We start from the raw sequence: 24,057 nt of genomic DNA, 5'->3' as shown, positions 1-24,057 counted from the left end.
CGCGCATGCGCAGGCGCCCCGCATCGCGGCTGGTCAATACGCCCGAGATCGAACTCTGGCCGGCGTCGCTGCTGCGCGCGCGCAGCAACCACGATGCACGCGTGCTGTCGCGCGCGGACACCGTGCTGCGGCGCAAGCGCGACGGCCGCTACCTCGCCGCGGATTCACGCGATGGACTCATGCCGTTGGTGCCCCGCCTCAAGTCCGAGCCCGGGCTCGACGCCGCACTGGATGCGCTCGATGCTTCGCGCGTGCACGGCGAGGAACGGCGCGCCGGCATCGGGCACGACGTCGCCACCCTGCCGCTGTCGCGCCTGTACGAACGCCTGGACTCGCTCGGCCTCGATGCCGATGCATACGCGCAACGCAGCGGACTCGCGCTCGTGCCGGAACCCGAATGGCTGGCCTTCGCCGGCTTCGACCGCTGGCGCCGCCCGCTGTGGCTGCTCGCACCGTCCATGCGCGCATGGACGCACCTGCGCGAAGCCGCGTTGCGCGACGACGTGGTGCTCGAGGCGATTTCCGGCTACCGCAGCCACGACTACCAACTCGGCATCTTCGAACGCAAGCTCGCGCGCGGGGAGGCCGTCGACGAGATCCTCGCGGTGAACGCCGCGCCCGGTTTCAGCGAACACCATGCCGGCACCGCGCTCGACATCGGCACGCCCGGTGAACCGCCAGCGGAGGAATCGTTCGAAAAAACCCCGGCTTTCGCGTGGCTGCGGGCGAATGCCGGTGGATACGGTTTCGCCATGAGCTATCCGCGCGACAACCCGCACGGCATCGTGTACGAGCCGTGGCATTGGCACCACACCGTTTGATGCTCGTCATCCCGGCGAAAGCCGGGACCCATTTTGATCTTGTCTTGATGATCGAGAATCAACAACAAGAACAACATGGATTCCAGCTTGCGCTGGAATGACGACAAAGGCTGGATCCCGGCTTTCGCCGGGATGACGGAAAACAACAGCAAGATCCTCAATCCTGCGAACGCTTGGTCGGCGTCTTCGCCTGCACGCCCGCATCGGCGATGCGCCACAGATAAAAGCTGGCGTAGCTGCGGAACGGCGCCCAGCGCTCGCCGCGCGCCAGCAGTTCCTTCGGCGTCGGCATTTCCTCGAGCTTGTCCAGCACCTGCACGCCCTTGCGGATGCCGAGATCGTCGACCGGCAGCACGTCCGGGCGGCCGAGGCGGAACATCAGCATCATCTCCACCGTCCAGCGGCCGATGCCGCGGATCGGCACCAGCGCGGCAATGATCGCGTCGTTGTCCAGCGTCGCCATCTGCCTGAGCGTCGGGATTTCGCCGCGTTGTTCGCGCAACGCGAGGTCGCGCAGCGCCAGCAGCTTGTTGCCGGACACGCCGCAGGCGCGGATCGCCGCGTCGTCGCAGCGCGCGAGCGTGTCGCAATGGAAGCGATCGCTGGCGATCGCCGTTTCGACCCGGCCTACGATCGTCGCCGCGGCCTTGCCGCTGAGCTGCTGGTAGAGGATCGCGCGCGCCAGTGCATCGACCGGGTCGAACGGTTTCTTCCAGCGCGGATCGGCTTCGATCACCGGCAGCTTCTTCAGCCATGGCGCGAAGCGACGATCCTTCGAAAGATGCTTGGTGGCGGCTTCGGTGTCGAACCCGCGTGCATGCCGGGGCATCGTCATTTTTCCTTTTTCAGCATCGCCGCGCCGAGCAGCAGCCAGCCGGCGATCAGCAGCGTGCCGCCGAACGGCGCCAGGCGCGGGCGCACCCCGGACAGCGCTTCCGCCGCGAGGCTACCCGAAAACAGCAGCACGCCGGCCAGCAACGCAACCAGGCCGATCCGCATTGCCCGCGACGCGACGCGGGGCGCGAGCACCACCAGCGCAAGACCATGCCCGAACGCGAACAACGCCGCGGTCTGCAACCGCGCCTGCTGCGCGCCTTCGACCGCATGCGCGGCGTAGGCCGACGTTGCGACCGCGGTCGCGCATAGCCATGCGCCAACGGCGGCAAACGCACGCATCACCGCGACGTTTCCCGCGGCGCAAAAGCGAACGCCGCGACATGCGCGGCGTTCGTCGGAGCGGTTGCGCGGAGGCGCATGGCTTCGATTACTTCAGGCCCCAGTAGGCTTCGTACTTGCCGTTCTCGGTGAAAGCATTGTCGATGCCGCCCGTGTAGGCATCGTACGGCCGGTCGGTCGGCTCGTAGCCATTCGTCATCGCCCAGGCACGCAGCGCGTTGTGCACGGTTTCGAGCCCGGCCCAGTAACCGGTGTAGGTCGCGGTCACCGCGCGCCCGGCCGGCACCTGCACGTACTTCACCGGACCAGTGAGCTTGAGGCCGGTGAGCGGCCCGGCGCTGGCCACGACCGGAGCCGGGGCCGGGGTCGCCGCGGCGGGGGCGGACTTGTCGTCGGCCTTGGCGGTCGATGCGCCTCCCTTGCGTACCGGCACGGCCACGTCGAAGGTGTAGTTCTCGCGGCCCATTTCGCTGGTGATGATGCGCATCGGGCCGGCGGCGCTCAGGCCGTTCGCGGCGAGGTTGCGGTTGATCCATTCCATGTTGGAACGCATCGAAGCCTGCAGCTTGTCGTCATCGCGATCGATGGAGCCGGCGCTCACGACCAGCAGGTTCATCGCCGGAACGTCGGCGACATGGATCTCGGACATGCCCTGGATGTTGCTGTAATCGACGTTCGGCACCGAGGCCAGCATGTTCGACAGGCGCTCGAGGCCGAGCTTCATGTCGTCGCCGACATGGCGGCCGACGTACAGCCCGGCGTAACGGCCGAGCAGGTCCCAACCGTAGTCGACGTCGTAGGTCTGGGTGATCTTGACGTTGCGCCCGCCGCGACCGGTCGGCTCGAGCTTGAAGGTCATCTTCTTGTCGCTGCCGCGCTCGGGGTTGGTCAGCGCATAGGTCACGCTCTCGCCGGGCGTGCTGGCGACGATCTGCCAACTGCCCTGGCCCGGGTTCGGCTTGTCCGAGTCGTAGTCGAGGCGCGCGCCGTTGCCCGACTCGGGGCCGGACAGCTTCAGCGCCATGCGCGGGTCGCGCAGCGGCACCACGTTCCAGTCCTTGAACCGCTTCAGGCTGTTCAGGGTGTCGTAAACGGTGGTCAGCTTGCGATTGGTCTCGATGTCCTTGCTCAGATGGCGATGGGACGGGAGCACCAGGCTGACGAGCACGAACAGCACGGCCACGATCGCCAGCGAAATCAGGATCTCGATCAAACGGGTCAGCATTCAGGATTCTCCAGGGACCACGGCCGTACCGGGGTGCAGACCCGCAATCCTAGCAATTCCCGCCGCCCGACGGGAACCGATCGAAGCCGGCCGGGCCGGTCGCAGTGGCGGGGCCGACCGCCCGGATCAGGCCGGTTGCGGTTCGAAGGCCTAGAGCACGGCGCGGATGCAATCGCGGACACCGAGTTTGCTCGGGGTGAGCGGCCGCTGCGATGCAGCACAGCGGCCGGACATCCGGTCGTTCAGACCAACTGCAACTCGAAGGCCTTGAGCACGGCGCGGGTGCGATCTCGGACGCCGAGTTTGCTCAGGATGTTGGAAACGTGGTTCTTGATGGTGCCTTCGGCCACGCCCAGCGAGTTGGCGATTTCCTTGTTCGAAAATCCGCCGGCCATCAGCCGCAGGATTTCGGTCTCGCGTTCGGTCAGCGGATCCGGGCGATCGAGGCTGACGAAATCATTGCGCATGTGTTCCAGCCCCGAGAGCAGGCGCTGGGTCACCGCCGGCTGCACCAGCGAACCGCCTTCGGCGACGGTCTCGATCGCACCGACCAGTTGCTCCAGCGACACGTCCTTGAGCAGGTAGCCCTTGGCGCCGGCCTTGATCCCGGCCAGCACCAGCTGGTCATCGTCGAAGGTGGTCAGGATGATGGTCGGCGGCAACTGCTGGATGCGCGCCAAGGTCTGCAGCGCCTCCAGCCCGGACATCGCCGGCATGCGCATGTCCATCAGCACCACGTCGGGGCGGACCAGCGGGATCTGCTCCACTGCCTGGCGCCCGTCTCCGGCTTCGGCCACCACTTCGATGCCTTCGGCCAGCGCCAGCAGCGAGCGGATGCCCTGCCGGACCAGCGTCTGGTCGTCCACGAGGAAGACACGGATCATGGAACCTCCCGTTGCGGGGAATGGGGAGAGGAATGCCGGCGGGACAGGACGCGGTTCATCCGGTCGCCGCCACGCGTTCGCCGGGCACCACGGCGGCCACCGCCGCCGCGTCCGCCTGCAGCGGCAGCGACAGATCGAGGGCGAAGCCGCGCGCTGGCGCCGGATCGATGTCCAGCCGCCCGCCGTAGCCGTCGAGCCGCTCGCGGATGCCGCGCAGGCCGTTGCCGGCCATGGCCGCGCCCTGCGCGCCACGGCCGTCGTCGCGTGCGCGCAGCCGGACGACGCCGTTTTCGACCCGGTAATCGAGCTCGAGGACCGAAGCCTGGGCGTGGCGAACCGCGTTGGTGATGATTTCCTGCGTGCAGCGCAGCAGTACGTGCGCGCGCTCGGGGTCGTCGAGCAGGAACGGTTCGGGCATGTGCATGTCGATCCGCAACCCCGGCACGTTATCGGCCAGCGGCAGCAGGGTCGCCGCCATGTCGATGGCGTCGTCGTCGCGCAGCCGGCTGACCGCCTCGCGCACGTCGCTGAGCAGCAGCCGCGCCAGGGTGTGCGCCTGGTTCACGTGTTCCTGCGCGGTGCCCCGTACCAGGTGCCCGGCGACTTCCAGGTTCAGGCTCAACGCGGTCAGGTGGTGGCCGAGCAGGTCGTGCAGTTCGCGCGAGATGCGGGTGCGCTCGTTCACCCGCGCGCTTTCCGCCAGCAACGCGCGGGTGGCGCGCAGTTCCGCATTCAGCCGGCGCTGGTCCTCGCGCGCTTGCGACTGTTGCCGTGCGACGAGGCTGGTGACGAATACGAATACGCAAAAACCCGCATACAGCACCGACTGCATCAGCGCATCGGTCCAGGTGAAGCCGAGTCCGCGCACGTACACCGGTACCACCAGGAATTGGCTCACTACCAACCACGCTATGCCGAGCGGCAGCGGCAACAGCCACGGCAATACGCAGGCCACCACCATTAGCAGGATGCTGCCGAGGCCACTGGCGCTGTAGTAGCTGATCGCCACCGCGCAACCGGTCAGGAGCGTCAGCAGCAGCAAGTTCACCGGCCCTACCCGGCGCGAACCCAGCCCGCGGGTCAGCCACGCATAGATCAGGCCGAAACCTAGGTATGCCGACCATGCGACCACGCCTATCCGCACCGGGGTCGCGGCCGCTTCCTCGCCAAGGTCCAGCGAGGGTTCGATCGGGTGCAGCCACAGCGACACCAGCGGCAGCGCCACCACCGCCCAGGTGAACAGGCCGGCGTAGCGCAACAGGCGGGTATGGTCGAGGCGCGCAAGCATGCCGCCATCTTAGGCGCAAGCCCGTTGCGGCCGAGTGCATCGGAAGTCATGCCGCGGCGGTCGCCCGCGGCGGGGTGCCGTGCGATAATCCGCGGCGGCCGCGACGATGGCCGGGACCACCAGAAAAACGGAGTCAGGAATGTCGATTGTCGTCCGCGACGTGCGAGAGCACGAGCTGGATTCCGTGCTCGCCCTCAACAACGCCGCCGGCCCCGCCATCCTCCCGCTGGACGCGAACCGCCTCCGTCGCTTCTTCCGCACCGCCGAATATTTCCGCGTCGCCGAACGCGACGGGGGCATTGCCGGCTTCCTCGTCGGCTTCGGCCCGGACGCCGAGCACGACAGCGGCAACTACGCGTGGTTCCGCGAGCGCTACCCGCGTTTCCTCTACATCGACCGCATCGTGGTCGCCAGCCGCCGCCGTGGCGGTGGCCTCGGCCGCGTGTTCTACGCCGACGTGCAGAGCCACGCCGAACTGCGCTACCCGCACTTGGCCTGCGAGGTGTTCCTCGAGCAGGGCAACGACCCGGCGCTGCTGTTCCATGGCAGCTTCGGCTTCCGCGAAGTCGGCCAGCGGGTCATGCCCGCCCATGATGGACAAGGGCACGACGTGCGCGCGGCGATGCTGATGAAGGAGCTGTGCAGCTACGCCTGGGTGCGCGAAACCTACGGCGAGCGCCTGCCCGACGCGCCCTGGATCTCGCAGCCGCGCATCGGCGGCGGCACCCTTCCCGCCACCGGCACCAACGGGCACTGACGTGGCCGCGAACCCGAACTACGAACAGGCGGGCGAACTCAAGATCGGCCAGGTGGGCATCGCCAACCTGCGCGTGCGCACGCTTGATGTCGAGAAGCTCGCGGAGGAGATGCGCGACCGCGTCGCCCGTGCGCCGAAGCTGTTTTCGCGCGCCGCGGTCATCGTCGATTTCGGCGGCCTGCCCGGCACGCCTGCGCTCGCCGACGCGCGCGCGCTGGTCGACGCGCTGCGCGATGCCGGCGTGATCCCGGTCGCATTGGCCTACGGCAGCAGCGACAACGAACAACTCGCGGTGCAGCTCGGCCTGCCGCTGCTGGCCAAGTTTCGCGCGCAATACGAACCCGTGGGAGGGGCTTCGGCCACGACTGCACCGGCACAGCCGGCCGCGGTCGAGCCCGCTCCTGCAAAGCCGGTTCCCGCGACTTCTGCATCGAACGCGAATCCCGGCTTCGTGCAAGTGCTGCCGGTGCGTTCCGGCCAACAGGTCTACGCCGACAACCGCGACCTGACCGTGCTCGCCGCGGTCGGCGCCGGCGCCGAGGTCATCGCCGACGGTTCCATCCACATCTACGGCGCGCTGCGCGGCCGCGCGCTCGCCGGCGCGCAGGGCTTCGAGCAGGCGCGCATCTTCTGCCGCGAATTCCGCGCCGAACTCGTCGCCATCGCCGGCCATTACAAGGTGCTGGACGAAATCCCGCGCGAACTGCACGGCAAGCCGGTGCAGATCTCGCTCCACGACAATGAACTCAGGATCGACGCGCTCGAATGAGCGACCACGAAGGAGAAGTGTTTTGGCAGAAATCATCGTAGTCACGTCCGGCAAGGGCGGCGTCGGCAAGACCACCACGAGCGCCTCGCTCGCGAGCGGGCTCGCACGCCACGGCAAGAAGGTCGCGGTCATCGACTTCGACGTCGGCTTGCGCAACCTCGACCTGATCATGGGCTGCGAACGCCGCGTGGTGTACGACTTCGTCAACGTCATCCAGGGCGAGGCTTCGCTGAAGCAGGCGCTGATCAAGGACAAGCGCTTCGACAACCTGTTCGTGCTCGCCGCGTCGCAGACCCGCGACAAGGACGCGCTGACCAAGGAAGGCGTGGAGAAGGTGCTGAAGGAACTCTCCGACGACGGCTTCGACTACGTCGTCTGCGACTCGCCCGCCGGCATCGAGAAGGGCGCGTTCCTCGCCATGTATTTCGCCGACCAGGCGGTCGTCGTCGTGAATCCGGAAGTGTCGAGCGTGCGCGACTCCGACCGCATCCTCGGCCTGCTCGCCTCGAAGACGCGCCGCGCCGAAGCCGGCGAGCGCGTCAAGGAATTCCTGCTGCTCACCCGCTACAGCCCCTCGCGCGTCGAGAACGGCGAAATGCTGAGCGTGAAGGACGTTGAGGAAGTGCTGGGCCTCAAGACCGTCGGCGTGATCCCGGAATCCGGCGACGTGCTCAACGCCTCGAACAAGGGCGAACCGGTGATCATGGACATGGAATCCAACGCCGGCCAGGCCTACGACGACGCGGTCGCGCGGCTGCTGGGCGAGGAACGCCCGATGCGCTTCACCACGGTGGAGAAGAAGGGCTTCTTCAACAAGCTGTTCGGGGGTTGAACATGGGAATGTTCGATTTCCTCTTCGGCACGAAGAAGAACACCGCCTCGATCGCCAAGGACCGCTTGCGCATCATCATCGCGCAGGAGCGCACCCTGGCCGGCGGCCGCGACTACCTGCCGCTGCTGCGCCAGGAGCTGCTGGAGGTGATCCGCAAGTACGTCAGCATCGACGCCGACGCGGTCAAGGTGGACGTGGTCAAGGAAGGCGATCACGACATCCTCGACATCTCGGTCGCGCTGCCGGACGAGCGCGCGAGCGCGGCTTGATCCTGCTTTTGTAGGAGCGACGGAAGTCGCGACCAGATGGTGAACGAAAGCGTCGCGACTTCCGTCGCTCCCACATTCGTGGAACCGATCGTCCTGCGGATGTCGGACATCCGCTTCGACGATGCTTCCGAGCTGCTCGCGCGCTACGGCCTCGAACTGGTGCGCATCGCGGACGGCGAACCGATACCCGGCAGCTACTGGGGCGAATGCGAAGCCGGCCTCGTCGGCAATGCCGTGCATGCGCGCGCCGACACGCCGGTGCATTCGCTGCTGCACGAAGCCGCGCACCTGATCGTATTGCCGCCGGACCGGCGCGCGGTGGTGCACACCGACGCCACCGATTCGATCGAGGAAGAGGACGCGGTGTGCGTGCTGCAGGCGCTGCTCGGCGACGAGCTGCCCGGCGTCGGGCGCGAGCGCGTCCTGGCGGACATGGATGCCTGGGGCTACACCTTCCGCCTGGGTTCGGCCCGGGCCTATTTCGAACGGGATTCGGAATCGGCCTGGGCGTGGTTGCGGGCGCGCGGACTGGCCGACGAGGCGACGCGGCGCCTGGCCCCGCTCCCTGCGGGCGATGGAACGTAAGATCCCGTTATCGGAAAGGAGCAGCCGCGCATGTCGACCTTCAACCAGCTCGTCGCGGTGCGCGACGAAGGCGAATGCGCCCGGCTCGCCGAAAAATTCCAGGGCGCGTACCCGTTCCCGCATGTCAGCATCGACGGCTTCTTCCGCCCGGAATTCATCCAGCGCCTGATCGCCGGCTTCCCCGCTTCCGGAACGCCCGAATACGACCGCTTCTGCGCCGGCGAAAGCGAAGGCCCGCGCCGCAACTACGCCAACAGCGAGCCCGCGACTTTCCCGCCTGCGTTCCGCGAGCTCGACGCGGTGTGCGCGGAACCGGAGTTCCTCGATTACCTGACGCGCCTCACCGGCATTCCCGCCTTCGAAGCCGACCCGGCCTATTTCGGCGCCGGCATCCGCGAGAGCCGCAACGGCGCCATGCTGCCGCCGCACCTCGACTTTAACTACCACCCGGAAACCCTTTCGCACCGCCGCCTCAACTTCCTGCTCTACCTCAATCCGGAATGGAAACCGGAATGGGGCGGCAACATCCAGGCGCACCTGGACCCGAACGTGTATGGCGACGCCAGCATGGTCGCCTCGTTCGCGCCGATGGCAAACCGGGTCTTCATCTTCGAGACTTCGGAAACGTCCTGGCACGCGTTCGATCGCATCCGCGCGCCCGAGGGATTCGCGCGGCGCGCATGGTCGATCTACTACTACACCCGCGACCGCGATGGCGCCGAGGAGATCAAGCGGCGCAACACCGAATACGTGGAGCCGGGACTGCCGCCGGAGTTCGCCGAAGGCCACGTCCTGGACGCGGACGACATCACGCTGCTGCAGGAGATGCTGCAACGTCGCGATTCGCGGATCGCGATGCTGTACGAATTGCGGCGCACGTTCGAACCGCGCTATTCGCACCTCTGGAACGAATACAAGTACTACCTCGAGCGCTACCAGGAATCGCAGAAGTCCTGATCGCGATTACGCCGCCGCCAGCGCCGCGCCGAGCTCGAGGACGACGCGCGTGCCCTGCGGCGGGCGCGGTTCGATGCGCAGGCCCCAACCGAGGTGCTCGCACAGGCGCGCGATGAGTTCGAGGCCGATCCCGCCTCCGCTGCGCGCGGCACCCGCATCGCCCTCGCGCGCCATCCGCGCATACAGCGCGCCGATTTCCTCCGGTGCCATGCCATGGCCGGGATCCTCGATGGAGACCACGCCACGGTCGCCGAGCGCGAGCGTGATCGTGCCGCGGTCGCTGTTCTCGATGGCGTTGCGCAGCAGGTTGCCGATCGCGGCGCGCACGATGCCCGCGGGCGCGTGCAGCGTGCACGGCGGCGACGGGGCGATCGCCAGCTCGAGGTCCTTGCCCGCGCACAGGTGGCGATGGTCCTCGACCAGCTCCGGCAGCATCGCATCGAGCCGGAACGTCTCGCTGATCGCGGACAGCCGCGCCGGATCGCGCGCGAGCACCAGCAGCAGCGCGATCAACTGCTCCACGCCGCGCGCGGTGCGCAGGATCCGTTCGAGCTGGTGGCGGACGGCGTCGGGCACCGATCCGCCGTCGAGCGCGAGTTCCGCCGCGCCGGCGATCACCGCGACCGGCGTGCGCAACTCGTGGCTGCTGGTGGCGATGAACTGGTGCTCGCGGTCGACGTAGCGTTCGTTGCGCGCAAGGTAATCGTTGAGCGCGTTCGCGATCACCACCATTTCGGAACTGGCGTTGGCCGCGGGCGCGACGCGCTGGCCGGCGTGGTCCGGGCGCAGGCGACCGATGTCGCCGGCCATGTCCGCGAGCGGACGCACCAGCCGCCGCAAGGTCCAGCCCATCCCGGCGCCGAGCAGCACGAGCACCAGCACCACGCCCGCGAGCATGGCCGCCGACAGCCTGAACTCGTCCCGTTCGAACTCGCCGATATCCATCATCAGCGCCTGGCGCTGGCCGTCCACCATGCGCACCAGCAACACATGGTCGCGTCCTTCGAAGCGCACGTCGTCGTGCAGGCCCGGTTTGAAGCGCGCGAGTTCCGGCGGCATCGGCCTGCCGCTGCCCCAACCGAACAGGGACGCGCCCTCGATGTCGCGCCAGCGGTAGCTCGGGTCGTCGATGCGGCGGCGGTCGAAATGGTCGATTTCCGAATGCAGCATGGACTTCCAGACCATGCGTTCGGCATGTTCGTTGATGGAATTGCCGAGCGCGATGACCGCCACCGACAACACCAGCATGTAGAGCACCACCCACAGGGTGATGCGCAGGCTGAGGCTGCGCTTACTCGCCGCCATCGCCTTCCCCGGCCATCGCGAGCCGGTAGCCGACGCGCGGGATGGTATGCAGCAACTTGGTTTCGAACGGGCCGTCGATGGCGCGGCGCAGGTCGTAGACGTGCGAACGCAGCATGTCGCGGTCCGGCGCATCGTCGCCCCACAGCGCGCGTTCGAGCTGTTCGCGGCCGACTGCCGCGGGGCTCGCGCGCATCAGCGTTTCCAGCAATTTCCGGCAGGCCGGGTACAGGTGCAGCAGCGCGTCGCCGCGGCGCACCTCGTGCGTGTCGAGGTCGAAGCGAAGGTCGTGCACCTGCAGCACGCGCCGGCGCGAACGCGCGGTGGAACGCGCCACCAGCGCGTCCAGCCGCGCCTCCAGTTCCAGCAATGCGAACGGCTTGGTGAGGTAATCGTCGGCGCCCGAGCGCAGGCCATGCACCTTGTCCGGCAGTTCCCCGCGCGCGGTCAGCATGATCACCGGCACGTCCGACCCGTGTTCCCCGCGCAGCCTGCGCAGTACTTCCGTGCCGTCCATGCGTGGCAGCATCCAGTCGAGCACGATCGCGTCGTAGGCGTGGTTCGTGGCCAGGTGCAGGCCGACCACGCCGTCGGGCGCGGCGTCGAGCACGTGTCCGCGCGCCTCGAAGTACTGGAACAGGTTCGCGACCAGTTCCCGGTTGTCCTCGACCACCAGCAATCGCACCGTCGCCGCATCCCGTCGCACCACGCGTGATTGCAGTGTACGACCGGCGGCGTCGATTCCTCCGACCGTGTTCCGACACGCCGGTGCCGAGCATCACCACGTCATGGCCCGGAATGCCGACTTGTCCACGATCCCGCTCGTTTCCACCACCCAGCCCCGCCGGGACATTCCGAACCGTACAGGCGGGTCGTCCGCATGGTGGCGTTCGCCGGTCGCCGCGCCGCTGGCCGCGCTGCTGCTGGCCAGCATCGTGCTGGTCCCGATGGGAGGCGACCGCTGGATCGCCGACCGCATCTTCGCCGCGGAGGGCGCGCACTGGACCTTGCGTGGCAGCTTCGTGCTGACCCGCGTGCTGCATGGCGGCGGCAAGGCATTGAGCACGCTCGCGTGGCTCGGCGTGCTGGCGATGACCTTGCGCGCGACCATCGACGCACGCTGGAAACCCTTGCGTCGTCCTTTGCTGGTGTTGCTGCTGTCGGTCGCCGTTTCGACCTTGCTGGTGTCCAGCCTGAAGCACCTCACCCGCATGGACTGCCCGTGGGATGCCGCGATCTACGGCGGATCGCACCCCTACTTCACCCTGTTGCAGGCGCGGCCGGCCGGCATCAAACCCAGCGGCTGCTTCCCCGCGGGCCAGGCCAGTGCCGGCTACGCCTGGGTGGCGCTGTATTTCTTCTTCGCCAGCGTGCGCCCCGCGTGGCGACGGATCGGCCTTGCCATCGGCATCGGCGCCGGCGCGATCCTCGGCATCGCGCAGCAGCTGCGCGGCGCGCACTACCTCTCGCACGACCTGTGGACGCTCGCGATCTGCTGGTTCGTCGCGCTCGCGATCCACCGGCTTTCCGTGCGCCGGACAGTGCATCCCGGGATGCAAGCCGCGAACGATGGGGATCGAAGTTCGTGAACATGACGACCACGAGCAAGGTGCCCGAAGCCACGCTCGTGTTCTGGATCACCAAGATCCTGGCCACCACGCTCGGCGAAACGGGTGGCGACGCGGTCACCATGTCGATGCACGCCGGCTACCTGCTCGGCAGCGCCATCTTCGGCGTGCTGTTCCTGGCGGCTGTCGCCGCGCAGATCTCCGCTTCCGCGTTCCGCCCGAGCCTGTACTGGCTGGCGATGGTCGGCGCCACCACGGTGGGCACGACGCTGGCGGACTTCGCCGACCGTTCGCTGGGCATCGGCTATCCGGGTGGTGCATCCCTGCTGTTCGCGCTGCTGATGGCATCGTTCTACGCCTGGCATCGCGCGACCGGTTCGCTGCAACTCGGCTCGGTTTCCAGCGGTAAATCGGAATTCTTTTACTGGCTCACCATCATGTGCTCGCAGACGCTGGGCACCGCGCTCGGCGACTGGACCGCGGATAGCCTCGGCCTCGGCTATGCCGGCGGCGCGCTGGTGTTCGGCACGCTGCTGCTGGCGCTGTGGCTGCTGCTGTACCGGTGGACGACGCTCTCGCGGATCGCCCTGTTCTGGGCCGCGTTCGTATTGACCCGCCCGTTGGGTGCGGTGCTTGGCGACCTGCTCGACAAGCCGGTCGATCACGGCGGCCTCGCGCTCAGCCGTTACGTCGCCTCGCTGGCCTTGCTCGCGGTGATGGCGGGCATGGTGGCGCTGGTGCGGCAACGGCCCGCTCGGTCGATTGCCCACGGTTGAAGCCCGGCTGGGGCCGCTTCGCAACTCGGATCGATGCGGCATCGCCTGCGCCTGCCCTGGGCGGTGGACACGACAAGCCGCCCCCGCGCCATACTCGCGCCATGGACGACCTCGCCTCGCAGCCCGCCGCCACCGCCACTGCCCTGCCCGCGCGGTTCTACGTCGAGCCCGCAATGGCCGGCGTCGACCGCCGCGCGATCTTCGACCGCGCCTGGCAGCTGGTCGCGCACGTCTCGCAACTGCGCGGCGCCGGCGACCACGTGGTGGCGAACCTCGGCGGATTGCCGGTGATCGCGGTGCGCGGCGCGGACGATGCCATCCGCGTGTTCCACAACGTCTGCCGGCACCGCGCCGGACCCATCGCCCAATGCGACGGCCTCGGCGCGAAGGCGCTGCGCTGCCGCTACCACGGCTGGACCTACACGCTGGAAGGACAGCTGCGTTCCGCGCCGGAAATGAAGGACGCGGTGGATTTCTATGTTGCGGACATCCGCCTGCCGCAACTCGCGGTGAAGGTGTGGCAGGGCATGGTGTTCGCCGCGGTCGACACTGCGGACGCACCGGATTTCGACGCATTCGTCGCCGGCATCGATGCACGGCTCGGCGCGGATCGCGGCTTGGAGCATTACGGCAACCACCATCGCGCGAGTTACGACATCGCCTGCAACTGGAAGGTGTATGTCGACAACTACCTCGAGGGCTACCACGTCCCGCATGTCCATCCCGGACTGAACAAGCTGCTCGATTACCGCAGTTACCGCACCGAGCTTTCGGATTGGTATTCGCTGCAGTGGAGCCCGCTGCGCGTGCCTGATGAAAGCGCCGACGCCTCTCTCTACGGCAATGGCGATGCGCTGTATTACTGGCTGTGGCCGAACACGATGTTGAACGTCCTGCCGGGCCGCTTGCAGACGAACACGGTCGTCCCGCTCGGCGTGGATCGTTGCCGGGTGATGTTCGACAGCTATTACGCGCCCGGCGCGGACGAGGCGAAGCGCGACGCCGACCTCGACTTCAGCGACGAAGTGCAGCACGAGGACCTCGGCATCTGCGAGGACGTGCAGCGCGGCTTCGCCTCGGGCAGCTACGTTCCGGGACGATTGAATCCCCTGCGCGAAACCGGCGTACACCATTTCCACGAACTGCTGCGCGCGGCGTATCGCATGGCCGCGCCGGACCACGCCTAGCGTTCATCAAACCGGGGCCAGGGGGAAATCGCATGAGCACCGAAAGCAGACCGCTCGGCCTGTGGATGGCGACCGCGCTCGTGGTCGGCAGCATGATCGGCAGCGGCTTGTTCCTCTTGCCGGCGTCGATGGCGCAATACGGCGGCGCCAGCCTGCTCGGCTGGGGCATCACCCTGGCCGGCGCATTGGCGCTGGCATGGACGTTCTCGCTGCTGGTGAAACGCTGGCCGCAGACCGGCGGTCCGTATGTATTCGCACGCAATGCCTTCGGCGACGCACCTGGCTTCTTCGTCGCATGGAGCTACTGGATCTCGATCTGGTGCGGCAACGCCGCGATCGCGGTGGCCTTCGCCGGCAGCGTGGGCGCGTTGTTCCCCGCGGCCACGGCCACGCCGCTGCGCGCGGCCGCGCTCGCGCTGGGCGGGCTGTGGCTGTGCGCCGGCGTGAACCTGGTCGGCGTGCGCGAGGCCGGCCGCATGCAGCTACTGCTGACCGTGTTGAAGTTCGTGCCATTGCTGCTGTTCGCCTGCATCGCGGTGTGGTTCGTGGACGCCGACCGCTTCGTTCCGTTCAATCCGAGCGGCGAGTCCTTGCCGAGCGCCGTCAATGCGAGCGTCGCGCTGGCACTGTTCGCGTTGTGCGGCGTGGAAGTCGCCACCGTCCCCGCCGGTGCCATCGACCAGCCCGAGCGCACCATTCCGCGCGCCACGATCATCGGCACGCTGCTCGCCGGCGTGGTGACCGTGGTCGCGGTCACCGCGGTGATCGGCATCGTGCCGGCTGCACAGCTGAAGGCATCGACCGCACCGATGGCGGATGCGGCGAGCATGCTGTGGGGTTCCTGGGCCGGCATCGGCATCGCGATCGTCGCCGCGATTTCCTGCCTCGGCGCCTTGAACGGCTGGGTGCTGCTGTCCGCGCAGATTCCGTTCGCCGCCGCCCGCGACGGCCTGATGCCGAAGCCCTTCACCATGCTCGACAAGGGCGGCACGCCGGCGTTCGGGCTGGTCGCCAGCAGCCTGCTCGCCTCGCTGCTGATCGCCGCGAACTTCAGTCGTTCGCTGGTGGCCTTGTTCACGTTCTCGATCCTGCTGTCCACCGCGGCCATCCTCCTGCCCTACCTGGTGGACAGCGCGGCATGGCTGTGGCGCGGCGACCGCAAGGGACGGTTCATCGCCTTGTTCGCACTTGCATACAGCGTGTACGCACTGATCGGCACCGGCGCCGAAGCCCTGGCCTGGGGCGCGGTGCTGTTGCTGGCCGGATTGCCGGTGTATCTGTGGATGCGGCGCAAGGCCTGACCCCGATGGCCGACATTCGACGTTTCCATCCGCATCGCCTTCCACGAGGAAACACGCCATGGCCATCCTGCGCGCCCTGATGTTCGCCTTGCTGTCGCTGGCTGGAATCGCGACCGCGCAGGCCGCCAGCTTCGATTGCGCCAAGGCGCGCACCGGGGTGGATAAGGCCGTTTGCGCCGACCCGAAGCTGTCGGAATACGACGAACGCATCGCCGCCGCCTACAAGCGCGAACTCGACGAATGGAACGGCGCGATCCGCGCCTACGTGCGCAACGACCAGCGCCACTGGTTGTCCGAAATCCGCCGCATCGACAAGAACGACAGCGAGATCGAAGCGAACTGCGCGGAGGGCGACCTGCCCTGCCTGCGCCGCGAATACCAATTGCGCACCGACGAAATCGAAAGCTCCGGCTATCGCAACAGCGGCGTGTACCAGCGCAGCGACGGTGGCGGCAACCTGCTGGTGCAGGCCATCCGCAACGCCGACATCCGCCTGCGCCTGTACGACCGCAGGAACTCGAAGATCATCGCCACCGCCCAGGACGAGGCGGAAGCGCAGCGCACCGGCCTGCCGCAGCTGCAGCGCGACACCTTCCAATGGGACGGCCCGGACACCTTCATCCTCGAGGCCGCCGACGCCGACGGCCAGGCCCCGGCGGACGGCTGCGCGCTGACGGTGCACTTCACCGAGAAGGCGGCCACCGTCCTGCAACAGGGTGGCTGCGGCGGCGCCCGGCTGGAGGGCACCTATCTGCGCGACCTCGACGACCTGCTCACGAACTACGAATTCAGCCCGGACTGACCCCGGCCCCGGGCTATAATTCCGCCTGCACGGAGGGAGAAGCGGCGCCTGCGCCGCTGCCGAAGGCGCAACCGCCCGGAATCGCTCAGGCCCAAGACCGCCGTGTGACCACACTCTGGAGAGATCGGCATCGCCTCGGATGAAGCGATGCCGGCGCCGAAGGGGCAAGAAACCGTGCGGCCCTCCCTCCCCGCCGCGTGTTTCCAAACTCTCAGGCAGAAGGACAGAGCGGGCATCCCCTTCATGCGCCTCGTGCGCTTCCGGATGCCGCCATGACCCAGCCTTCGCTCCGCTCGCTCGAGCACCACGACGCCTTCATCGAACGCCACATCGGCCCGAACGACGCCGAGATCGCGGCGATGCTCGAGGTCGTCGGCCACGATTCGCTCGACGCGTTCACCGACGCCATCGTGCCGGCCTCGATCAAGTCCGCCGCGCCGCTGGCGCTGCCGGAACCGACCACCGAAGTCGAGGCGCTGGCGAAGATCCGCGCGATCGCAGCGAAGAACCAGGTGTTCCGCAATTTCATCGGCCAGGGCTATTACGGCACGCATACGCCGAACGTCATCCTGCGCAACATCCTCGAGAACCCGGCTTGGTACACCGCCTACACGCCCTACCAGGCGGAAATCTCGCAGGGGCGCATGGAAGCGTTGATCAACTTCCAGACCATGGTCGCCGACCTGACCGGGATGGAAATCGCCAATGCTTCGCTGCTCGACGAGGCCACCGCCGCCGCGGAAGCGATGACGCTGGCCAAGCGTTCGGCGAAGTCGAAGTCGAACACCTTCCTGGTGTTCGGCGACACCCATCCGCAAACCATCGAAGTGCTGCGCACGCGCGCCGAACCGCTCGGCATCGCCATCGAACTGGCGAATTCGGCCGAGGAATGGCAGGCGGCGATCGACAAGGGCGATTTCTTCGGCGTGCTGGTCCAGTACCCGGCGTCCAGCGGCTGGCTGGTGGACTGGAGCGAGGAAGTCGCGAAGATCCACGCGAAGAACGCGCTGGCGATCTTCGCCACCGACCTGCTCGCGCTCGTGCTGCTCAAGCCGCCGGGCGAAATGGGCGCCGACATCGTCATCGGCAATACCCAGCGCTTCGGCGTGCCGTTCGGCTTCGGCGGTCCGCACGCGGCGTTCATGGCCTGCCGCGATGCCTACAAGCGTTCGATGCCGGGTCGCCTGATCGGCGTTTCGGTCGATGCCGAAGGCAAGCCCGCGTATCGCCTGACGCTGCAGACGCGCGAACAGCACATCCGCCGCGAGAAGGCGACGTCCAACATCTGCACCGCGCAAGTGCTGCTGGCGGTGATGGCCTCGATGTACGCCGTGTACCACGGGCCGGAAGGACTGACCCGGATTGCCCATCGCGTGCATCGCCTCGCGTCGATCCTTCGCGACGGCCTGCGCCAGCTCGGCTACGTGCAGGGCCACCACGAATCCGCGTTCGACACGATTTCGCTCAAGGTCGGCGACAAGGCCGATGCGCTGGTCGCGCGCGCGGCGTCGATGGGCGTCAACCTGCGCAAGGCCTGGGACGAATACATCTGCATCGCGCTGGACGAAACCACGACCCGCGCCGACGTCGAACTGCTGTGGCGCATCTTCGGCGGCGACGATGCGAAGCTGCCGGACATCGACGCGCTCGACACCAGCGCGCCATCGCTGATTCCCGCCGAACTGCGGCGCAAGTCGGAATTCCTCACCCATCCGGTGTTCAACAGCCACCACAGCGAGCACGAACTGCTGCGCTACATGCGTTCGCTGGCGGACAAGGACCTGGCGATGGATCGCACCATGATCCCGCTGGGCAGCTGCACCATGAAGCTCAACGCCACCGCGGAGATGATCCCGGTGACCTGGCCGGAATTCGGGCAGCTGCATCCGTTCGCGCCGGCCGACCAAGCGCAGGGTTACCGCGAACTGATCGACGGGCTGGAGAAGATGCTGGTCGAATGCACCGGCTACGACGCGGTCAGCCTGCAGCCGAATTCCGGCGCGCAGGGCGAATACGCCGGCCTGCTCGCGATCCGCGCCTACCACGCCTCGCGCGGCGACACCAAACGCGACATCTGCCTGATCCCCGAATCCGCGCACGGCACCAACCCGGCGTCCGCGCAAATGTGCGGCATGCAGGTGGTGGTGACCAAGTGCGATGCGAACGGCAATGTCGATGTCGACGACATCCGGCGCATGGCGGAAAAATTCAGCGACCGCCTTGCCGCGATCATGATGACCTACCCATCCACGCACGGCGTGTTCGAGGAAGACGTGGTCGAGATCTGCGAGATCGTGCACCAGCACGGCGGCCAGGTGTACACCGACGGCGCCAACATGAACGCACTGGTCGGCGTCGCGAAACCCGGCAAGTGGGGTTCGGACGTCTCGCACCTCAACCTGCACAAGACCTTCTGCATCCCGCACGGCGGCGGCGGCCCCGGCGTCGGCCCCTGCGCAGTGAAGTCGCACCTCGCGCCGTTCCTCCCCGGCGCACTGGGCAAGGATGGCATCCGCACGCCCGGCACCGGCGATGGCGCGATGGTGTCGGCGGCCACGTTCGGTTCGGCATCGATCCTGCCGATTTCGTGGATGTACATCGCGATGATGGGTGCGAGCGGCCTGCGCAAGGCCACCCAGGTGGCGATGCTCAACGCGAACTACCTGGCGAAGCGCCTCGCGCCGCACTATCCGACGCTGTACACCGGCCGCAATGGCCTGGTCGCGCACGAATGCATCCTCGACCTGCGCCCGATCAAGGACGACACCGGCATTTCCGCCGAGGACGTGGCCAAGCGCCTGATCGACTTCGGCTTCCATGCGCCGACGTTGAGCTTCCCGGTCGCCGGCACGCTGATGGTGGAGCCGACCGAGTCCGAATCGCTGCACGAACTCGACCGCTTCATCGACGCGATGATCCAGATCCGCGAGGAAATCCGCATGGTCGAGCGCGGCGAACTCGACCGCGAGGACAACCCGCTCAAGCACGCGCCGCACACCGCGACGCAGGCCGCGGCGGCGGAATGGAAGCATGGCTACAGCCGCGAACTGGCGGTGTTCCCGCTGGCCACGCTGAAGCAGCTGAAATACTGGCCGCCGGTCGCGCGCGTCGACAACGTCTACGGCGACAAGAACGTGTTCTGTTCCTGCGTGCCGATCGGCGACTTCAAGGACGAACCGGAAGCCTTCAGCGAGCCGATGGCGTCCTGAACCGGATTGACAGGAACGACGAAAGGCCCCGCACCGCGGGGCCTTTTCGCTTGCTTCGACGTCGATTCAGTCCGCGCCCACGCGCGCGAACGAAAACAGCTTCGCCAGCGGATGCTTCGTGCGTTCGACCAATGCGCGCAGCAGGCCCGCGCCGAGCATCGAGTAGGTGATGCCGTTGCCGCCGTAGGCCATGGCGTAGTGGACGCGCGGGCCCAATGCACGGTGGGGCCCGAAGAACGGCAACCCGTCCTCGGTTTCGGCGAAGGTGCCGGCCCACGAGAATGCCGGCACGATTCCGGCGTCCGGGAACAATGCGTGCATGCGCTTCAGCAACTTTGCAGCTTTCTTCGGAACGCGCCGGTCGCGCCGCGCCGGGATGTCGACCGCATCGTCCTCGCCGCCGACCAGCAGGCGGTTGTCCGGCGTGATGCGGAAGTAGAGGTAGGGCCGCGCGGTGTCCCAGGCCATCGTCCGCCGGAACGCATCCAGCGGCCCGGGATCCAGCGGATCGCCGATCAACGCATAGCTGCTGCGGTTCCTGGCCACCTTTTCCGGCAGCCATTGTTGCGTCGCGTAGCCGGCGGCCAGCACCACGTGTTTCGCGGCAATGAGCGGACCGGCCTCGGTGCGCAGCAGCACGTCGCGCGAGCGCGGCTCGATCGCGGCGACGCGGCTGCGGTCGAACACGTTCGCGCCGGATTTCTCCAGCGCCTGCAACAGGTGCAGCGCGAAGCGATACGGATCCACGCCGGCGGCCGGGCGGTTGAGGATCGCCGCGGGCGCGTCGAAGCCGTAACGTTCGCGCACCTCGGCCTGCGCGAGCCAGCGCACGTCGAAGCCGTGCTGCCGTCGCATCGCGAACTCTTCGCGCAGATCGCGCACGTCGCGGCGCCGGCTGGCGAAATACAGGCTGTCCGACTTGCGAAAGCCGACGTCGCGCATGCGCCCGAGCATGGCCTGCAGCGCCTCGACCGAGGCCACGCAGGCGCGATAGGCGAGCAAGGCATCGCCTTCGCCGACGCGTTCCGCCAGGTCGGTCAAATGGGTGTCGATCTCGTACTGCAGCAGCGCGGTGCTGGCGGCGGTGCTGCCCCAGCCGACGTCGCGTTCCTCGACCACGACGACGTCGTGCCCATGGCCCGCGAATTCACTGGCGATCAGCGCACCGGTGATGCCGCCGCCGACGACCGCGACGTCGCAGCGCAAGTCGCGCTCCAGCCGCGGGAAGGCATGCAACAGCCCGTTGCGCACCGCCCACCAGGGATAGCCGCTCTTGAGATCCATGTGCTGTTCATCGCACGAATGCCGGCTGCATTGCGTGAATGCCCGCTCGAAGGCTCATTTCGCCGGAGGATTTGCATCCGGCGGCGGCGACCGGGTGAAGCTGCCGGCGAAGCCCGGGAACGCGACCGGGCTTTCCCAACCGTCCGCGCCCACCGCGGAGACGCCGAAGAACCAGTCGTCGATGTTCACGCCCTTGAGCACGATGGACGTGGCATTTCCTGCGTCGCGCGATGATTGCCATTGCGCCGCGGTGGTATCCCGCCACCACGCGCGGTAAGCGGTCGCGCCAGGCGATGCCTGCCACGACAGCGTGGTGTCGTAGTCGAGCTGGCCCTTGATCTCGATGCCGTCGGGCGGCGCTGGCGCATTCGCCAGCGCGGCGAGCGTGATCGCATCGAGCCGGGTGACATTGGCGAGGTAGTCGAAATCGACATGATCGATGGTGTCGCCGTAGCGCACGCCGCCTTCGGTGCGCAGGTCCTGGTGCTGGTGGGTGTAATCCTCGTGCGATTCGGTCACCCGCACCGCCGGAAAACCCTGCGACAGGAACTCGACCTGGTCGCCGCCGCGGCCGTAGCGGTCGGTGCGGTAGACCATGCGCACGCGGAAATCGCCGAGGTGACGTTCGGCCAACGATTGCATGAAACGCGCGATGTTGCGCGAAGGCGAATCGACTTCGCCACCATGGTAGCGGCGGTAGTCGGCCTGTTCCGCGGTTTCGTTGGTCTTGGTGCCTTCGGAGAACACCCGCACCGAGTTCGCATCGCGCTGGCCGTCGCCACCGAGCGGGCTGCCGACGATGTCGTTGTTGAGGTTGGCCTCGACCTTCCAGCCGTGGTCGACCGCATACTGCGCGATCACCTTGCCGCCGTACAGGCCCTGCTCCTCGCCCGAATCGGCCGAATACACGATGGTCGCGGCGAACTTGTGCCTGCTCAGCACCCGCGCGGCCTCGAGCAAGGCGGACACGCCGGAAGCGTCGTCGTTGGCGCCGGGCGCATCGCATTCGATATCCATCACGTCGGTGCAGCGCGAATCGAGGTGGCCGGTGATGACCACGACGCGATCCGGATCGCTGGTTCCGCGCTGGATCGCGACCACGTCCATCACTTCCACGCCTTGCGGCGGCGTGCGCTTGCCGGTGAACACCTGCGAAGGCGTGACCACTTCGAGGCAGCCGCCGCAATCGGTAGAGAAGCTTTCGAACTGCGACTTCACCCAGCGCCGTGCGGCACCGATGCCGCGCGTATCGGATTTCGTGTCGGACAGTGTCTGGCGGGTGCCGAAACCGACCAATGCCGCATCGAATTCGCGCAGCGACTTCGGCGAGACCGCGGCGGCGATGGCATCGAGTTCGGGATGGCGAACCGGCTTCGGTGCGTCCGCGGCCAGCACCGGCAGCGACGCCAGCAACGCGATCCCGGCGATTGCGATTCGACGCATGGCGACTTCCTCCGGCGACTGGAAACGCAAGCCTAGCGATTCGCGTCGATGCGCGCGAACCGCGCGCGAAGCGAATCAGGACGGCGGCGCGATCGCCGCCTCCGCGCCGATGTCCCAGCCGCTCCAGCGACCCGTGTCCAGATCGAGCGAAAGCAGCGCCTCGTGCATGTCGCTGGAACCGGGCTGGCCCGCGTTCCAGTTGCCGTACAGCAATAGGTGGGAACCGTTTTCCCAGCGATTGCTCAGCTCGGTGTAGCGCAACACCGCCGTCCACAGCGTTTTCGAAAAGCTGGCGTCCAGTCGCGACAATGCCAGCCGCCCCTGCGCGTCCATACGGGTGCGATGCAGCACCAGGACGCCATCCGGATCCTCCAGGCGCAGCGGCGGACGCACCGCCGGCTTCATCACGATCCCGCGCTGGACCCACTGCGGCGAACCGGGCACCGCCTGCGCTTTCAACAGGCGGCCCTGCAGCCATTCGCCGGCACCGGCGATGCGATCCAGTTTCTCGATCCGCTTGAAACGCTCCTCGTCGAAATTCTCGACGCAATCGCGCATGCGTTGGCGTCGCGTGCCCTGGTCTGCACCTCGGTTGCGGGCGTACTGCTCGATGTCGTTGGCCTGCATCAGGCGCTGCATATCCTCTTGGTTCTCGACGATCGAGATCCGGTCCTCGCAATAGCCCTGCACGCCCTTGCGTCCTCCGTGCGCCAGGAAATCGTCGTTCCAGGCAGTGTCCGCCACCCGCCAGAACGTGCGCCGGGCCAGTTCGCCCTCGTCGTCGATATCGGCGGAATCCGCGTAATTGTCGCCCCACTTGTCGTTCTCGCCGTCGCGCGCCTCGCGCTCGCTGAGCAGGCCGATCCACGCGCCATCGAAGCGTCCATGGCGCACGCCGAACTCCTCGGTCCGGTATCCGCCGTTCCAGGTCGTACCCATGCTGACTGCCTGGCTGAACTGCTTTTCGTCGGGCGCCTGGTACGGAATCGCCCGGAAATCGGGTAGCGAGATGCGCACGCGCCTGGCGTCGGCCAGGGTGATCACCAGTTCGCCCACGAAGGTATGGAACTTCAACTCGCTCGGCAGCGCATCGGCGATCCCGGGGTTGGCCTGCACGATCCTGGCGCGATCGGCCACCACGGCGCCATCGCGTGCGGACAAGGCCAATACCTGGTCGTGCACCCAGACCCAGACGATGCCGCCCTGCTGTCCAAGGATGCGGAGTCCCGCGCCGCGACCTCCTTCCTTGTCGCGCAGCACCTTGAGCTCCTTCAGCCACAGGCGCCGCGCGGTATCGGGGTCATGTGCCTGCAGGCGCAGGTGGTAGTAGTACTCGGTGACCCACTTTCCAACCCGCCGGCTGCCACCACCGACATGCCGCGAGCGCTCTTCCTCCTGGCTGGTCGTCAACCACGCCTGCTTGCCGCTGCCGGTGTCGACCAGCCCGATCGGGCCGCTACGCTCGGGCGGTTCGAAACTGCTGTTCTCGCACGCGGCCAGCGACGCCGCGAGCACCATGGCGAAAGCGAAGCGGATGGCATTGCGCATGGGCCGTTCCCTGCGGTCTCTCCCATGCACACGCGTTGCGCCCGCGCGAACGGCCAATGAGGCGACGACGGGCC

At 67.5% G+C, this 24,057-nt stretch carries 23 protein-coding genes and 1 riboswitch; of the genes, 13 read left to right on the top strand and 10 right to left on the bottom strand.

Annotation, left to right across the window (positions count from 1 at the left end):
- The first annotated feature begins 5 nt into the window (after positions 1–5).
- On the top strand, positions 6–821 hold the full coding sequence (locus FNZ56_RS00900) for a M15 family metallopeptidase (protein ID WP_143878057.1): 816 nt from the start codon (positions 6–8) through the stop codon (positions 819–821).
- A gap of 157 nt (positions 822–978) precedes the next feature.
- Here FNZ56_RS00900 and FNZ56_RS00895 read toward each other — a convergent pair whose 3' ends face one another.
- From FNZ56_RS00895 to FNZ56_RS00875, 5 genes are all read right to left on the bottom strand, one after another.
- On the bottom strand, positions 979–1,650 hold the full coding sequence (locus tag FNZ56_RS00895) for a DNA-3-methyladenine glycosylase family protein (RefSeq protein ID WP_143878056.1): 672 nt from the start codon (positions 1,648–1,650) through the stop codon (positions 979–981).
- A gap of 2 nt (positions 1,651–1,652) precedes the next feature.
- On the bottom strand, positions 1,653–1,997 hold the full coding sequence (locus tag FNZ56_RS00890) for a DUF423 domain-containing protein (protein ID WP_143878055.1): 345 nt from the start codon (positions 1,995–1,997) through the stop codon (positions 1,653–1,655).
- Positions 1,998–2,085: 88 nt separating this feature from the next.
- On the bottom strand, positions 2,086–3,219 hold the full coding sequence (locus FNZ56_RS00885) for a polyketide cyclase (RefSeq protein ID WP_143880217.1): 1,134 nt from the start codon (positions 3,217–3,219) through the stop codon (positions 2,086–2,088).
- Positions 3,220–3,464: 245 nt separating this feature from the next.
- Complete coding sequence (locus tag FNZ56_RS00880; protein WP_143878054.1) at positions 3,465–4,106, bottom strand: response regulator; 642 nt, start codon at positions 4,104–4,106, stop codon at positions 3,465–3,467.
- A 55-nt stretch (positions 4,107–4,161) separates the two neighbouring features.
- Entirely contained in the window at positions 4,162–5,394 is a 1,233-nt protein-coding gene (locus tag FNZ56_RS00875) for a sensor histidine kinase (RefSeq protein WP_143878053.1), read from the bottom strand.
- 139 nt (positions 5,395–5,533) lie between these two features.
- On the opposite strand from FNZ56_RS00875, the gene FNZ56_RS00870 reads away from it, so the two are divergent.
- From FNZ56_RS00870 to FNZ56_RS00845, 6 genes are all read left to right on the top strand, one after another.
- The gene (locus FNZ56_RS00870; protein WP_143878052.1) at positions 5,534–6,151 is read left to right on the top strand and encodes a GNAT family N-acetyltransferase; all 618 of its coding nucleotides are present in this window, start codon (positions 5,534–5,536) and stop codon (positions 6,149–6,151) included.
- A 1-nt stretch (position 6,152) separates the two neighbouring features.
- Positions 6,153–6,920 (top strand): septum site-determining protein MinC, encoded by a 768-nt coding sequence (gene minC, locus FNZ56_RS00865; protein ID WP_143878051.1) that lies wholly within the window; start codon positions 6,153–6,155, stop codon positions 6,918–6,920.
- A 22-nt stretch (positions 6,921–6,942) separates the two neighbouring features.
- Positions 6,943–7,752 (top strand): septum site-determining protein MinD, encoded by an 810-nt coding sequence (gene minD, locus FNZ56_RS00860; RefSeq protein ID WP_143878050.1) that lies wholly within the window; start codon positions 6,943–6,945, stop codon positions 7,750–7,752.
- A gap of 2 nt (positions 7,753–7,754) precedes the next feature.
- Positions 7,755–8,021 (top strand): cell division topological specificity factor MinE, encoded by a 267-nt coding sequence (minE, locus tag FNZ56_RS00855; protein WP_143878049.1) that lies wholly within the window; start codon positions 7,755–7,757, stop codon positions 8,019–8,021.
- Between the two features lie 99 nt (positions 8,022–8,120).
- The gene (locus FNZ56_RS00850; RefSeq protein ID WP_407070502.1) at positions 8,121–8,606 is read left to right on the top strand and encodes a hypothetical protein; all 486 of its coding nucleotides are present in this window, start codon (positions 8,121–8,123) and stop codon (positions 8,604–8,606) included.
- A 30-nt stretch (positions 8,607–8,636) separates the two neighbouring features.
- Positions 8,637–9,563, top strand: a complete 927-nt coding sequence (locus FNZ56_RS00845; protein WP_143878047.1) for a 2OG-Fe(II) oxygenase — start codon at positions 8,637–8,639, stop codon at positions 9,561–9,563.
- 6 nt (positions 9,564–9,569) lie between these two features.
- Here FNZ56_RS00845 and FNZ56_RS00840 read toward each other — a convergent pair whose 3' ends face one another.
- Together FNZ56_RS00840 and FNZ56_RS00835 are read right to left on the bottom strand one after the other, a co-directional pair.
- Positions 9,570–10,868, bottom strand: a complete 1,299-nt coding sequence (locus tag FNZ56_RS00840; protein ID WP_143878046.1) for a sensor histidine kinase — start codon at positions 10,866–10,868, stop codon at positions 9,570–9,572.
- Positions 10,855–11,550, bottom strand: coding sequence for a response regulator transcription factor (locus FNZ56_RS00835; protein WP_143880216.1), 696 nt, complete (start codon positions 11,548–11,550; stop codon positions 10,855–10,857). The genes FNZ56_RS00840 and FNZ56_RS00835 overlap by 14 nt, the downstream gene beginning before the upstream one ends.
- 121 nt (positions 11,551–11,671) lie before the next feature.
- Between FNZ56_RS00835 and FNZ56_RS00830 the strand changes: the two genes are divergently transcribed.
- From FNZ56_RS00830 to gcvP, 6 genes are all read left to right on the top strand, one after another.
- Entirely contained in the window at positions 11,672–12,454 is a 783-nt protein-coding gene (locus FNZ56_RS00830; protein WP_185970761.1) for a phosphatase PAP2 family protein, read from the top strand.
- A gap of 2 nt (positions 12,455–12,456) precedes the next feature.
- The gene (locus tag FNZ56_RS00825) at positions 12,457–13,209 is read left to right on the top strand and encodes a COG4705 family protein (protein ID WP_143880215.1); all 753 of its coding nucleotides are present in this window, start codon (positions 12,457–12,459) and stop codon (positions 13,207–13,209) included.
- A 101-nt stretch (positions 13,210–13,310) separates the two neighbouring features.
- Positions 13,311–14,396 carry an aromatic ring-hydroxylating oxygenase subunit alpha gene (locus FNZ56_RS00820; RefSeq protein ID WP_143878044.1) on the top strand — a complete coding sequence of 362 codons (1,086 nt, stop codon included), beginning with the start codon at positions 13,311–13,313 and terminating at the stop codon, positions 14,394–14,396.
- A 32-nt stretch (positions 14,397–14,428) separates the two neighbouring features.
- The gene (locus tag FNZ56_RS00815) at positions 14,429–15,697 is read left to right on the top strand and encodes an amino acid permease (protein ID WP_143878043.1); all 1,269 of its coding nucleotides are present in this window, start codon (positions 14,429–14,431) and stop codon (positions 15,695–15,697) included.
- Positions 15,698–15,755: 58 nt separating this feature from the next.
- Positions 15,756–16,499 carry a lysozyme inhibitor LprI family protein gene (locus FNZ56_RS00810; protein ID WP_143878042.1) on the top strand — a complete coding sequence of 248 codons (744 nt, stop codon included), beginning with the start codon at positions 15,756–15,758 and terminating at the stop codon, positions 16,497–16,499.
- A 105-nt stretch (positions 16,500–16,604) separates the two neighbouring features.
- A riboswitch (glycine riboswitch) is annotated at positions 16,605–16,736 on the top strand.
- Positions 16,737–16,771: 35 nt separating this feature from the next.
- Positions 16,772–19,708 carry an aminomethyl-transferring glycine dehydrogenase gene (gene gcvP / locus FNZ56_RS00805; RefSeq protein WP_143878041.1) on the top strand — a complete coding sequence of 979 codons (2,937 nt, stop codon included), beginning with the start codon at positions 16,772–16,774 and terminating at the stop codon, positions 19,706–19,708.
- 66 nt (positions 19,709–19,774) lie between these two features.
- On the opposite strand, the gene FNZ56_RS00800 is transcribed toward gcvP, so the two are convergent.
- The 3 genes from FNZ56_RS00800 to FNZ56_RS00790 all read right to left on the bottom strand — a co-directional run bounded on the left by FNZ56_RS00800 (position 19,775) and on the right by FNZ56_RS00790 (position 23,983).
- Entirely contained in the window at positions 19,775–20,992 is a 1,218-nt protein-coding gene (locus tag FNZ56_RS00800) for an NAD(P)/FAD-dependent oxidoreductase (RefSeq protein ID WP_143878040.1), read from the bottom strand.
- A 54-nt stretch (positions 20,993–21,046) separates the two neighbouring features.
- Positions 21,047–22,435, bottom strand: coding sequence for a M20/M25/M40 family metallo-hydrolase (locus FNZ56_RS00795; RefSeq protein WP_143878039.1), 1,389 nt, complete (start codon positions 22,433–22,435; stop codon positions 21,047–21,049).
- 75 nt (positions 22,436–22,510) lie between these two features.
- Complete coding sequence (locus tag FNZ56_RS00790) at positions 22,511–23,983, bottom strand: PA2928 family protein (RefSeq protein WP_143878038.1); 1,473 nt, start codon at positions 23,981–23,983, stop codon at positions 22,511–22,513.
- Positions 23,984–24,057 lie beyond the last annotated feature (74 nt).

Origin of the sequence: Lysobacter lycopersici (assembly GCF_007556775.1) — a bacterium.
Lineage (GTDB): Bacteria > Pseudomonadota > Gammaproteobacteria > Xanthomonadales > Xanthomonadaceae > Pseudoluteimonas > Pseudoluteimonas lycopersici.
Note: the sequence above shows the minus strand (reverse complement) of the source record. Positions and strands in the feature narration are given on the sequence as shown.

Excerpts from the sequence above, each read along its gene's own strand:
- FNZ56_RS00900 (WP_143878057.1), top strand. The coding sequence starts at position 6 with ATGCGCAGGCGCCCCGCATCGCGGCTGGTCAATACGCCCGAGATCGAA.
- FNZ56_RS00895 (WP_143878056.1), bottom strand. The coding sequence starts at position 1,650 with ATGCCCCGGCATGCACGCGGGTTCGACACCGAAGCCGCCACCAAGCAT.
- FNZ56_RS00890 (WP_143878055.1), bottom strand. The coding sequence starts at position 1,997 with ATGCGTGCGTTTGCCGCCGTTGGCGCATGGCTATGCGCGACCGCGGTC.
- FNZ56_RS00880 (WP_143878054.1), bottom strand. The coding sequence starts at position 4,106 with ATGATCCGTGTCTTCCTCGTGGACGACCAGACGCTGGTCCGGCAGGGC.
- FNZ56_RS00875 (WP_143878053.1), bottom strand. The coding sequence starts at position 5,394 with ATGCTTGCGCGCCTCGACCATACCCGCCTGTTGCGCTACGCCGGCCTG.
- FNZ56_RS00870 (WP_143878052.1), top strand. The coding sequence starts at position 5,534 with ATGTCGATTGTCGTCCGCGACGTGCGAGAGCACGAGCTGGATTCCGTG.
- minE (WP_143878049.1), top strand. The coding sequence starts at position 7,755 with ATGGGAATGTTCGATTTCCTCTTCGGCACGAAGAAGAACACCGCCTCG.
- FNZ56_RS00850 (WP_407070502.1), top strand. The coding sequence starts at position 8,121 with ATGTCGGACATCCGCTTCGACGATGCTTCCGAGCTGCTCGCGCGCTAC.
- FNZ56_RS00845 (WP_143878047.1), top strand. The coding sequence starts at position 8,637 with ATGTCGACCTTCAACCAGCTCGTCGCGGTGCGCGACGAAGGCGAATGC.
- FNZ56_RS00840 (WP_143878046.1), bottom strand. The coding sequence starts at position 10,868 with ATGGCGGCGAGTAAGCGCAGCCTCAGCCTGCGCATCACCCTGTGGGTG.
- FNZ56_RS00825 (WP_143880215.1), top strand. The coding sequence starts at position 12,457 with ATGACGACCACGAGCAAGGTGCCCGAAGCCACGCTCGTGTTCTGGATC.
- FNZ56_RS00820 (WP_143878044.1), top strand. The coding sequence starts at position 13,311 with ATGGACGACCTCGCCTCGCAGCCCGCCGCCACCGCCACTGCCCTGCCC.
- FNZ56_RS00815 (WP_143878043.1), top strand. The coding sequence starts at position 14,429 with ATGAGCACCGAAAGCAGACCGCTCGGCCTGTGGATGGCGACCGCGCTC.
- FNZ56_RS00810 (WP_143878042.1), top strand. The coding sequence starts at position 15,756 with ATGGCCATCCTGCGCGCCCTGATGTTCGCCTTGCTGTCGCTGGCTGGA.
- gcvP (WP_143878041.1), top strand. The coding sequence starts at position 16,772 with ATGACCCAGCCTTCGCTCCGCTCGCTCGAGCACCACGACGCCTTCATC.
- FNZ56_RS00800 (WP_143878040.1), bottom strand. The coding sequence starts at position 20,992 with ATGGATCTCAAGAGCGGCTATCCCTGGTGGGCGGTGCGCAACGGGCTG.
- FNZ56_RS00795 (WP_143878039.1), bottom strand. The coding sequence starts at position 22,435 with ATGCGTCGAATCGCAATCGCCGGGATCGCGTTGCTGGCGTCGCTGCCG.
- FNZ56_RS00790 (WP_143878038.1), bottom strand. The coding sequence starts at position 23,983 with ATGCGCAATGCCATCCGCTTCGCTTTCGCCATGGTGCTCGCGGCGTCG.